Below are 15,339 nucleotides of genomic sequence, written 5' to 3'. Positions count from 1 at the left end.
AAAACAGACATAAAATAGATACAAACCATAACGGAAAGACATTATGAGATAATAGTAAAAAAAAGCGGGAAATCGAAGAAGCATTACTGCTTTTCAGATTTCCCGCTCTGTGTTTATGTAACCTTTCCGGTCATTTTTCCGACCGGTTTGTTCTCTTCTGCGAATTATCCTCCGAAGTTGTCGAACATCAGGTTCTGTGCCGGAACGCCAAGATCGTCGAGCATCTTCTCAACAGCTTTCGACATCGGACCAGGACCACACATGTAGTATTCAATATCTTCAGGAGCTTCGTGATTCTTCAGGTAAGTTTCGTAAATTACGTTGTGAACGAATCCCGGAGTGTACTTCACGCCTGCAGCATCAGCAGCAGGGTCCGGACGGTCGAGAGCCAAATGGAAAGTGAAATTCGGGAAGTCCTTTTCGATTTGCAAGAAATCTTCCAGATAGAACACTTCGTTCAACGCACGGGCACCGTAGAAGTAAGACATCTTACGGTCAGTAGTATGCAATGTCTTGGTCAAGTGCATGATTTGCGCACGCAACGGAGCCATACCGGCACCACCACCAATCCACATCATTTCCTTCTTAGAATCGAAGATTGGGTGGAAGTCTCCGTAAGGACCGCTCATTATTACCTTGTCACCCGGTTTCAGGGTAAAGATATAAGAAGAAGCGATACCCGGCATTACGTCCATAAATCCAGGACCTTGTTCTTTCGGTTTGAACGGCGGAGTAGCGATACGTACTGTCAACATGATACGATCACCTTCGGCAGGATAATTGGCCATAGAGTAAGCACGGATTGTTTCCTCGTCGTTCTTACACTTCAGCCCCAGCAAACCGAATTTCTCCCATGCAGGCAAATATTCGTCACCAATCAAGCTCTTATCAATGTCCTTGTCATAGTCCATTGAGAATTTAGGAATCTTAATCTGTGCGTAAGAACCCGGGATAAAGTCCATGTGTTCGCCTTTAGGCAGAGCAACGATGAACTCTTTGATAAATGTAGCCACGTTCTTGTTGGAGATTACTTCGCACTCCCACTCTTTCACGCCAAGTACAGATTCGTCAATCTTGATTGACATATCGCCTTTCACTTTCACCTGACAGCCCAAACGCCAGTGGTCTTGCTGCTGTTTGCGACTGAAGTGAGGAACCTCAGAAGGCAGGATTTCGCCGCCTCCTTCGAGTACTTGACATTTGCACTGTCCGCAAGATCCCTTACCACCACAAGCAGATGACAGGAATATCCCATTTACAGACAGCGTATTCAACAAAGTAGAACCGGAAGCCACTTCCAACTCCTTTTCGCCGTTGATTGTCAGTTTTACGTTTCCTGATGGCACCAGGAAATTCTTGGCAACCAACAAGATTACAACAAGCAACAGAATAACCACAAGGAATACCCCAATGCTCGCTAATATTAAATTCATATCCATTGTCTTATTCCTTTCTTTTTAGATGTTCAAACCAGAGAAACACATAAATGCGATTGCCATCAGACCTACTGTGATAAATGTGATACCCAAGCCCTTCAATGGAGCAGGTACGTCAGAGTAAGCCATTTTCTCGCGGATAGCAGCCAGACCTACGATAGCCAGCAACCAACCGATACCAGAGCCTAATGCATAAGAAAGGGCATCCCAAATATCACCAATGTATTTCGGATCACTCGGACCCAGATTGATACGTTGTTGCATAAACAGAGAGGCACCCATGATCGCACAGTTAACAGCAATCAACGGCAGGAAGATACCCAGCGAAGCGTACAGTGACGGAGTGAAGCGTTCTACCACCATCTCCACCAATTGCACGATACCGGCAATTACGGCAATGAAAAGAATAAAACTCAAGAAGCTAAGGTCGACACCTCAATGATAGCATTGGCAGCCAGCACCTTAGTTTGCAACAGGTAGTTGACCGGAAGCGTCACCAGCAACACGAAAGTCACGGCGATACCCAGTCCTACGGCAGTCTTCACATTCTTCGAAACAGCCAAGTATGAACACATACCCAAGAAGAATGCGAATATCATGTTGTCCACAAAGATAGAGCGGACGAATAAACTTAATAAATGTTCCATAATTCTTTTTGATTTATGATTTATGATTTATAATTTATGATTCAGCAGACTTATCATGCGACTATGACTATAAAGCTAGACATAAATCATAATTCAGAAATCAGAAATAATTAATTACTTTGTTCTTGCAATTCTTTATGACGTGCACGTTGATACCAGATAATGCATGCTACGATAATCAATGCCATCGGCGGCATCAACATCAAGCCGTTGTTTACGTATCCGATATTTTGAATCGGTTCATAATTCAGGATATTGAAACCAAGCAATGTTCCCGAGCCAAACAGTTCGCGGAAGAAAGCAACGATAATCAGAATCTTGGCATAGCCTAAACCATTACCTACACCATCCAAGAAAGACTCCCAAGGACCGTTCTGCATGGCAAATGCTTCCAGACGTCCCATCAAGATACAGTTGGTGATAATCAAACCTACATAAACAGAGAGCTGTACGCTTACGTCGTAAGCAAACGCTTTCAGGATTTCACTTACGATAGTTACCAAAGCAGCTACCACAACCAACTGAACGATGATGCGGATGCGGTTAGGAATCGTCTTACGCAACAGTGAAATAACAACGTTGGCAAATGCAGTAATCACCGTTACTGAAAGTCCCATCACGATGGCAGGCTCCAGCTTTGCAGTAACAGCAAGTGCAGAACAGATACCGAGCACCTGTACGGTTACCGGATTATCAATTCCCAGCGGAGCAGAGAATACTTCTTTATTTTTCTTTGAAAACAGTTGTCCCATATTCTATCTTTCTCCTCCTTATTATTTAGTTAAAAAACTCAAGTAACTATTCAGGCAAGACTTCAACATGGCATCTACACCTACTGAAGTGATTGTACCACCGGAGATACCATCCACTTGGTAATCAGGTTTCTCTACCTTGCCATTTTTTACGACTCCCAAAGTGATAGCTCCATTTTCCAAAGTCTTCTTACCTACAAATTCATTTTGGAAATGGTCGGTTGCAATTTCAGCACCCAGCCCCGGAGTTTCACTAGCGTGTGAGAAGTAAGTACCGTAAACGGTATCTTTATCTTCGTTCAGTGCAACATATCCCCAGATAGCGCCCCAAAGACCGGCACCGTAAACAGGAACTACATATTTAGTCTGACCGTCCACTTCGCATACAAACACGTGCAGACGTTGTTGTTCTTTTGCTTCTTTCTCGTAGTTGGTAGCAAATTCGCCCGTATTTTCGGTCAGCGTACCGTCTACGTTCATCAGCATATCCCCTTTCACATATTTCTGATATTCAGCATCCGCATCTTCCACATTCTTAATGTTCAATGCAGCGAGGATTTGTTTCTTAGTGTCCAACTGCACATTCTTGTCTTGTGTAGATTTCAGTGAAGAACTAACGAATGCCAGCAGGAATGCTACGATAATAACCATTACCGAAGCATAAATGATAGTATAACTATTACTATTCGTATTCATTTTCTTTCGGTATTTATTGGTTAGACTTGATAGTGCGTTTCTCGCGACGGCTGATATTGCTTTGTACTACACAGTAGTCAATCAGCGGAGCGAAGATGTTCATCAGCAGGATGGCAAGCATCATACCTTCCGGATAACCCGGATTCAGTACGCGGATAACGATAGCCATCACACCGATCAGGAATCCAAAGATATATTTACCTCTTTCTGTACGTGCGGAAGTCACAGGGTCAGTAGCCATAAATACAGCACCGAAGCAGAAACCGCCGAGAACGAGGTGTTCGTACCAAGGCATTTGAGCCATTGTGTTGTTTTCCATGCCGATTGAGTTGAATACCCATGCCATGAATGCGCCACCTACGAATACGGAAATCATTGTCTTCCAGCTTGCAACACCTGTCCAAAGCAGGATAACGGCACCAATCAGGATAGCGATTACGCTGGTTTCACCAATAGAACCCGGAATCAGACCTGTAATCATATCCATGTTGAACGCAGGAACACTACCTGTTGTAGCAGCCTGTCCCAGTGGAGTGGCAACGGTGAGTCCGTCTACGCTTTGTCCTAAACCGAAGATGCTGTCTCCTGACACCCAAACAGCATCACCGGACATCTTGGTCGGGTATGCGAAGAACAGGAATGCACGAGTAATCAACGCAACGTTGAATACGTTCATACCTGTACCACCGAATACTTCTTTTGCGAAGATAACAGAGAATGCAGTAGCTACGGCAAGAATCCACAGCGGACAGTCTACCGGAACGATCATCGGGATCAGGATACCGGAAACAAGGAATCCTTCCTGGATTTCTTCTTTCTTCCATTGAGCTACGACGAACTCAATGCCAAGACCTACTACGTATGATACGATTATTTTAGGCAGTACTGCCAGGAATCCGTAGATAAACATTTCGATGAAGCTGCCAGTAGCACCTGTATGAGTGAAATGCTGGTAACCTACGTTGTACATACCGAACAGCAAAGCCGGTATTAACGAAATAACCACAATCGACATGATGCGCTTGCTATCGATTGCGTCATGTATGTGCGTTCCCGTTTTCGCAGTCTTGCTAGGCACGAACAGGAATGTTTCGAAGCCGTCAAACACCGACTGGAATGCGTGGAATTTGCCGCCCTCCTCAAAGTTCGGCTTTATCTTATCGAGATAATTTCTTAACGCTTTCATTTATTTAATTGAAAATTGAAAGTTGAGAGTTGAAAATTGGCTGTACTGGGTTTATGCTGTATCCACAGAGAGCCGTTTCGCAAGATTTCAACTATCGCTTATTTTAATTTTTATTATTTAATCTCTTATTCGATTACGCCATTTCTGAACGGAGCATATCGAGTCCGGCACGAACGATGCGTTGCAGTTCCATCTTTGAAGAGCAGACGAATTCGCAAAGGGCGAAGTCTTCGGGAGCTACTTCGTAGATGCCGAGTGCTTCCATACGGTCGATGTCACCGGCGATAATTGCTTTAATCAGATATTCGGGCAGAATGTCCATTGGGAATACCTTATCGTATTCACCCGACATAATCATGTGACGTTCGCCACCTTTGATACGGGCATCCAACGTATATTCCTTCTTACCCATCAACCAGCTGAAATAAGAACGATTGGCACTGAACTGGTTGAAACGCGGCATGATCCATCCAAGCATTTCGTGAATGTCGTCACCTTCGGGGATAACAGTCAATTGGCTATGGAATGCGCCCAAGAATCCGTTCGGAGATACTTGCTTTCCTGTCAGCACGTTACCGCTGATGTAGCGTAAATCTTTGTCTTTTGTTACATTGTCGGCAAACACGTTGGTGAGCAATGCACCTACCTGTAGTTTGCAGTATGCAGGTTTCAACACTTCGGAACCTGTCACAGCTACTGTACGGGTGAAATCTACATGGCCTGTATTGAAGAGGCGACCGATGAAGATTACGGCTTGCGGATCAATAGTCCATACCGTTTCGCCCTTGGATACGGGGTCGAGGTGGTTGATCTGAACGCCTACATTACCTGCAGGGTTCGGTCCGTCGAATGCGGTGATTGTAACGTTCTTAGCCTGTGTCAGTGCAGCAGCGTTCTGTTTCACACTGATGTTCAGGTAGGTTTTTGCCAGTTTGGCAAGAGCATCAAGCCCTGTCTGGAAGTTTGCTTCTTCGCCTTTGAGGGCGAACTCGAAATCCGGAGCCAATGGATTGGTATCGAATGCGGAGATGAAGATTCCTTTCGGGGTTACCGTCGGATCTGCAATGATGTCATAAGGACGCTGTTTGATAAACGCGAAAAGTCCGGCTTCTAACAGAGCGGATTTCACAGCTTCAGCATCCATCGAAGCAACATTCTTTTTCCCAAAATCTTCATAGTCCTGCTCTGCAGCAGCTTCTACTACGATGTTCAATACCTTACGACGAGCACCACGTTCTACACTCGTCACCACGCCGCTCACCGGCGAAACAAATTTCACTTCAGGATGATACTTGTCGATAAACAAGGGTCCACCAGCCATTACATATTCCTGCTCTTTCACAACTACCTTAGGCGTCACTCCAGGAAAGTCATCGGGTACAAGTGCGTAGAATCCCGGTTCTTTTACTGTTGCGTACGTTTCAGCAGCTTTTCCTTTCAGGTTTATGTCAAGGCCTTTACGTAACTTTATTACATTTGCCATGCTATATAAAATAATGGTTTCATAAATTTGCCGCAAAAGTAATAAATAAGATTGGGATTCGGGAGGAAAAAGAAAGGAATTACGGATATATTTCCGTAATTCCTTTCGTGTTCGTACACGTAAATCATCTTTCTCGTAATCATCTTTCTTTTGTCTTGAAACAAAAGAAAGAAGCAAAGAAAAATTCAAGGCTGACTTTTTTCTCCTACTCGCTTCCTTCACTTCGCTAAAGGGCAGAAACTCGCTACGCTCAAACAGTCTGCCCTTCTTAACGCTACGTTACGGGCGCTCGCCTGACGGAGAAAAAAGTAGGCCGGAGAAAGCCGCCGGCTGGTTCGCTGTATGATGTTCGTGAGGGGTATTAGGAAGGAACTCTCTGTATCTTTCTATTTTTCTATCTCTACTATCTCTATTATCTCGTATTCTATATCTCTATTATATATTATTCAGCTTTGCTATATTTAGTCGTATAACGTCTACGGCTTTTATATAACAAAGCATTTTTATTAGTAGCATTTGTAATATGTAAAGTTCTTTAGATAATGTGCTTTTTATGCTGAAAGTTCTTCATGCTGCAAAACCTCTTATTTAGCGAAGTTTTGTATGCTATGAATCCTTCCACACTGCAGAACTAAAACCTTTTATTTAGCAAAGTTTTCCATGCTATCCGTCCTTTAAAACAATGCAATCCTCCGTATACCAAAGGCCGCCACGCCGCACGGGTTCCCCGGCCTCGTTTTTCCGGCGTCAAGCGCAGGTGTTTCCTTCGGCGTTAAGAAGGGCAGACTGTTTGAGCGTAGCGAGTTTCTGCCCTTTAGCCGGAGGAAGCACCGGAGTAGCCGGAAAAACGCAGCCTTGATTCTTTCTTTGTTCTTTTCTTTTCTCGTATCAAGACGAAAGAAAAAGAACTATTCAGCAAACATAGGATCCCAAGCAGGAAGTCGGATAGGCTTCTGTTTCAACACCTCGAGAGCTTTTTTCGATGCATATTTCGTTTCTACTACTAGGCGGAACATATATTCGTTAAACCAATCATCTGTCATAATGAGATAACCCTGATAACCGGCGGCGGGTCCCCAACTATTTTCAACCATCCATTTCGTCGGTTTTCCATTTTTGTCAAGATCGACAGCCATAAGAGTCATGGCGTGACTGGAGCCACTAGCAAAACTTTGGATACGTTGCTTCTTGTTCATGCCAAAAGAAGTACCCATAAGAGATTCGTAGTCGTAGTTTTTGACATCCAGCAGACCACGGTCAGAGTTTAGAAACTTACCTACATCGCAAGAAAAATACATCATCGTGCTATCCTTGAGAGAAGAAATAGCCATTTCTTTGATATCCTCGATGGGAAGATTGACATAAGTCCAGTTTTTGCCGTCGTAACGGTGGCGGTCGTAATCTATCTCATAACACTTATAATATTCACGACTCGGATCGTTCATTAACATGACATAATTATCAATCAGTTTTTCGTCACCATACTTTTTCAGGAAAGAAAGCGGAGTGTAAGTTTCGGTAGACACAGGCTCACCCTTAGCGTTATATTCAGTCCAGGTAAATTCAGTAGGAGGAACACCGAGATTCAACACTAACATGCGGTAGATGGTGCTCAACATCTCTGTTTTTGTTTTCTCAAGGGCAGCAGGCTTGACACCTTGCGCGGCAAGATCACGGAGTTGAAGCCCCTGTTCACGAAGTTTCAGGGCGATCAGACCTGCCATACGGGAGGTATTTTCACTACTGTTGGTTTCCGGCATCACATCTTTGGGAACAAGCCCGTATTTACTGACAATATCGGCTACACCGGTGAATGTTCCACCGTCACTCAAAGGATTACGGAAGAGCCATTCCACCATTTTATCATCCATCGGCTTACTGCTGGTGTCGATAATACCTTGTAGAAAGAGGTTGGCTTTCTCCAGTTGGTCGAAGAAGAAAGGATAAGTTTGCGAGAATTCGAAGGAACCGAGGTTATGCTTGGCGATCGCTTTGGCACGCATCACATTCAAACCTGTAAAAAGCCAGCAACGACCAGAAGATTTTTGGTCGGTGATACCTTTAGAAGACACTTTGATAGAAAAATGCGTATCCATGCCTTTCAGATTATCCTGGTTGAGAGCCAGTTTACGGATGTCGTTGTTGCCGATGGCGTTGCGGATAGCCTTGTCGGTGGGAGTGTTTGCATAACTCTGCTTGATTTGTTGCATCATGGAGTCGCTGATGCCACCTTTCAGTTCTTGCGCTTGTGTAGAATAAGAAAAAGCACATAAAACAAAAATTGATAAAATCTGTTTATTCATTTGATATAAATAATTAATTAATAGGCTGACGGATCATAATATGCTAACAAATATTGTTTTGGTGTATGGGGGTAAATCATGCAGTTTTATTTATCAGCATATCGAGAAACATCTTATTCCGCAAAAATACGATTCTTTTTTAGATTTATTATCTAAGAACATCAAAACTAATCGGAATAAAATAGTTTTCTTTGCAGTCGAATTCCTCAGAGAGAAATATGAAGAAATATATAATAGGAATATTGATGATGCTTCCATCCATCAATATGATGTCAGCTACGGCTGATAGTACGGCAGTAAAAAGCGATGAACTGCAAATGTCTACAACTTCTATCAGTGATACTACTCCTACAGAAATTGAAGGCACCCCATCAGACACCATTCCTGCCCTTTCCAAGCGCGAGTTGCGTCGCCAGCGCGTGGCAAATCGGAATTTGCACTATAACATATTAGGTGGTCCCAGTTATACGCCGGACTTCGGTTTGTTAGTAGGCGGTAGCGCACTGATGACGTTTCGGATGAATCCGAGTGATACCACTCAACGGCGTTCAGTAGTGCCAATGGCCATCGCCTTGATATTCAAGGGCGGCTTGAATCTGATGACGAAACCACAACTCTTCTTTAAAGGCGACCGTTTCCGTATCTTCGGAACCTTCTCTTATAAAAATACAATCGAGAATTTTTATGGCATCGGATATTCCACTAATAAAGATTATGAACGTGGAGAAGATACCAGCGAGTACCGTTATAGCGGCATTCAAGTAAACCCCTGGTTCTTGTTCCGTCTGGGAGAAAGTAATTTCTTTGCAGGCCCTCAAGTCGATTTGAACTATGACAAGATAACTAAACCGGCTGCCGGGATGGTTAATGAGCCCTCGTACATTGCGGCAGGAGGTACGGAGCACGGATACAAAAATTTCAGTTCGGGACTCGGCTTCCTATTGACGTATGACACACGTGATATTCCCGCCAATGCTTATAACGGAACTTACCTTGACTTCCGGGGAATGATGTACAATAAAACGTTCGGCAGTGATAATAACTTTTACCGATTGGAAATAGATTACCGCCAATACAAAACAGTAGGCCGCCGCAAGGTGATAGCCTGGACAGTGCAAAGCAAAAACGCATTCGGAGATGTACCCCTAACAAAATATGTACTTAGTGGAACCCCCTTCGATCTTCGCGGTTACTACATGGGACAGTTTCGCGACAAGTCCTCGCATGTCATGATGGCCGAATACCGCCAGATGATAAATACGGACAAAAGCACTTGGATAAAAAAGATGTTAAGTCATATAGGATATGTAGCCTGGGGAGGATGCGGTTTCATGGGACCCACTCCGGGCAAGATAGAAGGTGTGCTTCCCAACCTCGGATTGGGATTACGTATCGAAGTTCAACCCCGTATGAATGTACGCCTTGATTTCGGCAGAGACATGGTGAACAAGCAGAATTTGTTCTACTTCAACATGACAGAAGCCTTTTGACGCCATTTACGCGACAAATTGTGCACAATTTACAAGAAAGATTGTAAAATAGATAATAAAAGACTGCACATAAATGAAATTAATCCTTATATTTGCGCAAGCTATAACACAGCAAGAGCAAATAATAGGATTTTTTTATGAAGCAATTTATATATTTTTTTTCGGGGTTATTACTTCTGTTCATCTCTACCACCCGTGTAGTTGCACAAGAAGTGTCTGACTATTCTCAACTAAGTGAAGAAGATTATAGTAAAATAGTTCTCCCCCCACTATCAGTTTTATTCGAAAATGCCAAGAACAGCCCCATTTATGAGATGGCGGACGTAAAGGCGAGAATTGAGCGCAAATTACTCCAAAAAGAGAAATGGTCATTTCTAGGTTTCTTCAGTTTACGGGGGAGCTATCAATACGGAATGTTCGGTAATGAGTCCACCTATACGGACGTGGCAGTCGCCCATATCTTACCTACTCCACTCAAGCGCAAAATGGTTACACAGTAGGTGCAGGTCTAAGTATTCCATTGAACGATTTATTCGACCTCAAAGGACGTGTCAGTCGGCAAAGACTCACACTGCGGAGTGCGGAACTAGAACGAGAAATGAAGTATGACGAAATCAAAAAAAGTATTATTGAAATGTACACAATGGCAATTTCGCAGATGAAAGTTCTTCAAATGAGGAGTGAAAGTTTGGTGCTAGCTAATGTGCAATACGAAATTTCTGAAAAGAACTTTGCCAATGGTACTATTGAGTCTACCGATTTATCTACAGATAAGGAAAGGCAATCTCAAGCCCGTGAGGCATATGAGAATAGCAAGTTCGAATTAACAAAGAGTTTAATGATACTCGAAGTTATTTCACGCACTCCCATCATACGAAAATAAAAGATTAAGATATGAACTATATCATTTCTATCATACGAGCCCTATTTCGTCATCGCTGGCTGATATTGCTAGGAACCACTTTCTTCACATTGCTGGTTATTTACTACACACGACATATGCAAGGAGGATATGATGTAAAAGCCACATTATACACAGGGGTAGCTTCAGGTTATAATCTAGAAAGTGACAAACGCACAGACTGGGCAACAGTACAAAACTCAATGGACAATTTGATCAGCATCATGCAGGCCGAAAGTACGTTGAAGAGAGTATGTCTACGATTATTTGCGCGAATTCTTATTCAGGGTAACCCGGATAAAGAAAATAACGGTATTACCGCTTCCAGCTATAACTATACCTACAATCACTTGAAAAATAGTCCGAATGGAGCTGAAATTCTAAAACTAATCGACAAGTCGAGTGAAGATAAGACAGTAGCTAATCTGGAAAAATATATGCGTCCACATAGAGATAACTATATCTATGGATTATTTTACTACAATCACCCTTTTTATAGCTATAATGCCCTGAAAAACATCAAAGTACAGCGTCGATTGACCAGTGATTTGTTGGATATCAGCTATTCATCCGGTGATCCAGGCATCGTCTACAATACAGTGAGTATCTTAATGGACGAATTTGTAGAAGAATATCGTCGCATTCGTTATGGAGAGACGGACAAAGTAATCAAATACTTTGAAGAAGAGTTGAAGCGCATCGGAAAGAAACTAAACTTAGAAGAAGAAGACCTAACAAAGTATAATGTAGAAAAACGCATTATCAACTACATTGACGAGACCAAAGAAATAGCCGCCATCAGTAAAGAATACGAGCTGAGAGAGCAAGACGCACTTTTTGCTTTTAATAGTAGCAAATCCATGCTTGAAGAACTAGAAAAGCATATGGACAGTAATGCAAAACAGGTGCTCAAGAACATGGAATTTGTAGACAAACTGAGAGAAGCTTCCAGCATTACCGGCAGAATATCGGAGGCTGAAGCGATGACTGTTTCCTCAAAAACAGACGATCAGACCTTGATAAATGAAAAGAAACGGCTCTCTGAAATCAAACAAGAATTAAATGACTTAACATCCTCCTATATCGGCCATAAATATACCAAAGAGGGCGCTTCGAGAACCAATATCATCGACCAATGGCTGGAACAAACGCTACTATACGAGAAAGCCAAAGCTGAATTACAGATTGTACAGAATGCACGCAGTGAATTGAATGACCGATATGTTTTTTTCGCACCGGTAGGTACTACCATCAAGCAAAAAGAGCGCATGATAAATTTCACCGAACGCAACTACCTCACTGTACTTCAAAGTTATAATGAAGCCTTACTGAGAAAGAAAAATCTAGAAATGACTTCTGCCACTTTGAAAGTACTCAACGAGCCGACTTATCCGATTTCGTCCAACTCAACCAATCGGAAACAGATTGTTATAGCTGCCTGTGCAGTCAGTTTTCTCATCATAGTCGCTTTGTTGTTACTAGTCGAAATGCTTGACAGAACTTTACGAGATGCCAGCCGTACCAGGCGAGTCACCGGGTTTAAGGTAATAGGCGCTATTCCCAATACAAGCCCCTCTCGCTATGGAGGTCTGACCAAGACTTATGTTCAGCTTTCCGTAAAAGAATTGAGCAATTCGCTACTTCGCTTCCTGACTAAGCGCAAGTCTCCCGGCGTATTCATCATCAACCTTTTCAGCACCAGTGACAATTCCGGAGAAGAAGAATTGGGAAATTTAATCTGTGGATATATGCAAAGCCGGATGTTAAATGCCAGGTTTATCACCTATGGAGTAGATTTTAATACAGACTCGACCCAATTTCTGCTAGCCAAGAGTATTACAGACTTTTACACTTTGCAAGGAGAAGATGTGCTGATAGTTGCTTATCCGCCATTATCGACCAGCAATATTCCGAGTGCTCTGTTACATGATGCCAACGCCAATATTCTAGTAGCTTCGGCAGACCGTGGCTGGAAAACTATTGATAAACAGCTTTGCGAACAACTTACGCAGCAACTGGGTAAGACGGATGTCCCATTCCGTATATGCCTCACAAATGCGAACCGTGACGCAGTAGAAGACTTTACCGGACAACTTCCACCCCATACATTACTGCGTAGAATCGGCTATCGTCTCAGTCAGTTATCATTAACAGAAAAAATCATATTCAATCTCAGAAGAAAAGCCAAAGAAGCAGCAGACGAGGACGATGACGAATAAAGTAACCGCTTTCCACCTCCTGCTTGCCGCACAGTTCGCGCTAATCGCAGCAAGTATGTTCGTAAACATCAAGATAGGATTATTCTCAATGGTGCTTATCTTATTGTTTACTACGATCTGTCTGATACAACTCGGCAATGACGAGCGCACTAACTGGAAACCCGGACAAAATATAATGACCTATTTCTTCATTGTCTGGTTATTGTTTTATATACTGGAAATACTGAATCCAAACAATGTTATGGCAGCCTGGAATATTAACCTCACTCCATACGCTCTCACCCCCTTGATCTGTGCATTCGTCGTTCCGATCGTAATACGTACCAAAAAAGATATTGAACTATTATTAATTATATGGTCAATATTTGTTTTGATATTCACCCTAAAAGGTTATTGGCAGAAGAATCATGGATTCAGTTCTAAAGATCTTTATTTCTTACACGTAGTGGGAGGTGCACGTACTCACATTATCTGGTCAGGCATTCGCTATTTCTCTTGTTTCTCTGATGCAGCCAATTATGGTGTTCATGCTGCCATGTCTACTGTGACCTTTGCCATTGCCTCATTCTTTGTTGACTCCAGATGGAAACGCATCTACTTCCTTTTTATTGCTTTTTGCGGCATTTATGGAATGGGAATCTCCGGAACACGCTCTGCCATGGGCGTTCTTATGGGTGGCATGCTGATGATAACCGTCATAGCAAAGAATTGGAAAGCATTACTGGGAGGTATATTCATATCTATCAGCATTTTCGCATTTTTCTATTATACCAACATCGGGAGCGGAAACCAATACATTCACAAAATGCGTTCCTCTTTCCATCCTACCGAAGATGCTTCATACCTCGTACGTGTCGAAAACAGGATGCGAATGAAAGAATTGATGGCAAAGAAGCCTATCGGATATGGTGTTGGGCTTTCAACCGGAAATTTCGAACCGAAAGAGCAAATGCCCTATCCTCCGGATTCATGGTTAGTCGGCGTATGGGTAGAAACAGGAATTGTCGGACTCATTCTTTATCTGGGTATACATGGCATTCTATTCGCTTGGTGCTCATGGCTACTGATGTTTAAAGTACGCAATAAGAGCTTGCGCGGATTAGTGGCAGCCTGGCTTTGTATGGATGCCGGTTATTTCATAGCGGCCTATGTCAACGACGTAATGCAGTATCCCAATCCATTGACTGTATATATAGGATTCGCACTCTGTTTTGCCGCTCCTCATATAGACAAGCGCATCAGTGAAGAAGAGAAAGAAAAAGAACTAGTAGCCACTCAAAAAAACTGACGAACAAATATGACAAACAATATTCCAGACATATCATTTATCACAATCTGCTACAACGGATTCAAAGACACATGCGAACTAATAGAATCACTACAGAATAAAATACATTCTGTAAGTTATGAAATCATCGTCGTAGACAATGCTTCACATGAAAACGAAGCAGCTAAAATACATCAACTGTATCCCACCGTTGTCGCTATCCGCAGCAATGAGAACAGTGGTTTTTCCGGTGGAAATAATATCGGCATCCAGGTAGCAAAAGGTAAATACATATTCCTTATTAATAATGATACATATATTGAATCAGACCATATCGCCTATCTCGTAGAACGCCTTGAAAGTCGACCGGAGATTGGAGGTGTATCCCCCAAGATACGCTTTGCATTTCCACCCCAGCATATACAATTTGCCGGATTCACTCCCTTGTCGCAAATCACCCTACGTAACCATATGCTGGGCTTCGATTGTCCAGACGATGGAACATTCGACACTCCCCACACCACCCCCTATCTGCATGGGGCAGCAATGATGTTTAAACGGGAAGTCATTGAAAAAGTAGGAATGATGCCCGAGATATTTTTTCTCTACTATGAAGAACTAGACTGGAGCACAAGCATGACCCGTGCCGGATATGAACTGTGGTACGATCCCTGCTGTACCATTTTTCATAAAGAAAGCCAGAGCACTGGGCAACTTAGTAAATTGCGTACTTATTATCTGACACGCAACCGCCTGTTCTATGCCCGGCGCAATCTGAAAGGGTTCAACCGCATCGCCTCCATTATTTATCAGAGCACCGTAGCTGCTACAAAGAATAGTTTGGCTTTCATACTCAAAGGGCGTTTCGACTTGGCGGCAGCCATATTCTATGGAGTAAACTCCGGACTTCTTCGCCCGTCATCCGACAAAAAGAGCGTTGTCTCACCCGATAAATAAAA

9 protein-coding genes and 3 pseudogenes are annotated in these 15,339 nt (G+C 42.9%); 5 read left to right on the top strand and 7 right to left on the bottom strand.

Annotated features, from left to right (window positions below; all coding sequences use genetic code 11):
• Positions 1-164 precede the first annotated feature (164 nt).
• The 7 genes and pseudogenes from nqrF to DXA05_RS02125 form a co-directional block, all read right to left on the bottom strand.
• Positions 165-1,439 carry an NADH:ubiquinone reductase (Na(+)-transporting) subunit F gene (gene nqrF / locus DXA05_RS02155; protein ID WP_008022130.1) on the bottom strand — a complete coding sequence of 425 codons (1,275 nt, stop codon included), beginning with the start codon at positions 1,437-1,439 and terminating at the stop codon, positions 165-167.
• Between the two features lie 18 nt (positions 1,440-1,457).
• A pseudogene (gene nqrE / locus DXA05_RS02150) lies at positions 1,458-2,083 on the bottom strand (NADH:ubiquinone reductase (Na(+)-transporting) subunit E).
• Positions 2,084-2,193: 110 nt separating this feature from the next.
• Entirely contained in the window at positions 2,194-2,835 is a 642-nt protein-coding gene (locus tag DXA05_RS02145; RefSeq protein ID WP_004300389.1) for an NADH:ubiquinone reductase (Na(+)-transporting) subunit D, read from the bottom strand.
• A gap of 21 nt (positions 2,836-2,856) precedes the next feature.
• Positions 2,857-3,531, bottom strand: coding sequence for a Na(+)-translocating NADH-quinone reductase subunit C (locus DXA05_RS02140; protein ID WP_004315905.1), 675 nt, complete (start codon positions 3,529-3,531; stop codon positions 2,857-2,859).
• A gap of 13 nt (positions 3,532-3,544) precedes the next feature.
• Positions 3,545-4,717, bottom strand: a complete 1,173-nt coding sequence (locus DXA05_RS02135; RefSeq protein WP_004311620.1) for an NADH:ubiquinone reductase (Na(+)-transporting) subunit B — start codon at positions 4,715-4,717, stop codon at positions 3,545-3,547.
• 133 nt (positions 4,718-4,850) lie between these two features.
• Positions 4,851-6,328 (bottom strand): annotated as a pseudogene (locus tag DXA05_RS02130) (Na(+)-translocating NADH-quinone reductase subunit A).
• 780 nt (positions 6,329-7,108) lie between these two features.
• Positions 7,109-8,503, bottom strand: a complete 1,395-nt coding sequence (locus DXA05_RS02125) for a C1 family peptidase (RefSeq protein WP_049702944.1) — start codon at positions 8,501-8,503, stop codon at positions 7,109-7,111.
• A 218-nt stretch (positions 8,504-8,721) separates the two neighbouring features.
• On the opposite strand from DXA05_RS02125, the gene DXA05_RS02115 reads away from it, so the two are divergent.
• The 5 genes and pseudogenes from DXA05_RS02115 to DXA05_RS02095 all read left to right on the top strand — a co-directional run bounded on the left by DXA05_RS02115 (position 8,722) and on the right by DXA05_RS02095 (position 15,337).
• Positions 8,722-9,993 (top strand): BamA/TamA family outer membrane protein, encoded by a 1,272-nt coding sequence (locus tag DXA05_RS02115; RefSeq protein WP_165861462.1) that lies wholly within the window; start codon positions 8,722-8,724, stop codon positions 9,991-9,993.
• Between the two features lie 137 nt (positions 9,994-10,130).
• A pseudogene (locus DXA05_RS02110) lies at positions 10,131-10,876 on the top strand (TolC family protein).
• An 11-nt stretch (positions 10,877-10,887) separates the two neighbouring features.
• Positions 10,888-13,113 carry a hypothetical protein gene (locus DXA05_RS02105; protein ID WP_074557179.1) on the top strand — a complete coding sequence of 742 codons (2,226 nt, stop codon included), beginning with the start codon at positions 10,888-10,890 and terminating at the stop codon, positions 13,111-13,113.
• A complete protein-coding gene (locus DXA05_RS02100; protein WP_004315911.1) occupies positions 13,103-14,401 on the top strand; it encodes an O-antigen ligase family protein in 1,299 nt (432 codons plus the stop codon). Before DXA05_RS02105 ends, DXA05_RS02100 begins: the two co-directional genes overlap by 11 nt.
• A gap of 9 nt (positions 14,402-14,410) precedes the next feature.
• Complete coding sequence (locus DXA05_RS02095) at positions 14,411-15,337, top strand: glycosyltransferase family 2 protein (protein WP_008643848.1); 927 nt, start codon at positions 14,411-14,413, stop codon at positions 15,335-15,337.
• Positions 15,338-15,339: the final 2 nt, after the last annotated feature.

The organism is Bacteroides sp. AM54-2NS (assembly GCF_003602935.1).
Classification (GTDB): domain Bacteria; phylum Bacteroidota; class Bacteroidia; order Bacteroidales; family Bacteroidaceae; genus Bacteroides; species Bacteroides xylanisolvens.
This window is presented reverse-complemented; position numbering and strand designations above follow the sequence as displayed.

Excerpts from the sequence above, each read along its gene's own strand:
- nqrF (WP_008022130.1), bottom strand. The coding sequence starts at position 1,439 with ATGGATATGAATTTAATATTAGCGAGCATTGGGGTATTCCTTGTGGTT.
- DXA05_RS02145 (WP_004300389.1), bottom strand. The coding sequence starts at position 2,835 with ATGGGACAACTGTTTTCAAAGAAAAATAAAGAAGTATTCTCTGCTCCG.
- DXA05_RS02140 (WP_004315905.1), bottom strand. The coding sequence starts at position 3,531 with ATGAATACGAATAGTAATAGTTATACTATCATTTATGCTTCGGTAATG.
- DXA05_RS02135 (WP_004311620.1), bottom strand. The coding sequence starts at position 4,717 with ATGAAAGCGTTAAGAAATTATCTCGATAAGATAAAGCCGAACTTTGAG.
- DXA05_RS02125 (WP_049702944.1), bottom strand. The coding sequence starts at position 8,503 with ATGAATAAACAGATTTTATCAATTTTTGTTTTATGTGCTTTTTCTTAT.
- DXA05_RS02115 (WP_165861462.1), top strand. The coding sequence starts at position 8,722 with ATGAAGAAATATATAATAGGAATATTGATGATGCTTCCATCCATCAAT.
- DXA05_RS02105 (WP_074557179.1), top strand. The coding sequence starts at position 10,888 with ATGAACTATATCATTTCTATCATACGAGCCCTATTTCGTCATCGCTGG.
- DXA05_RS02100 (WP_004315911.1), top strand. The coding sequence starts at position 13,103 with ATGACGAATAAAGTAACCGCTTTCCACCTCCTGCTTGCCGCACAGTTC.
- DXA05_RS02095 (WP_008643848.1), top strand. The coding sequence starts at position 14,411 with ATGACAAACAATATTCCAGACATATCATTTATCACAATCTGCTACAAC.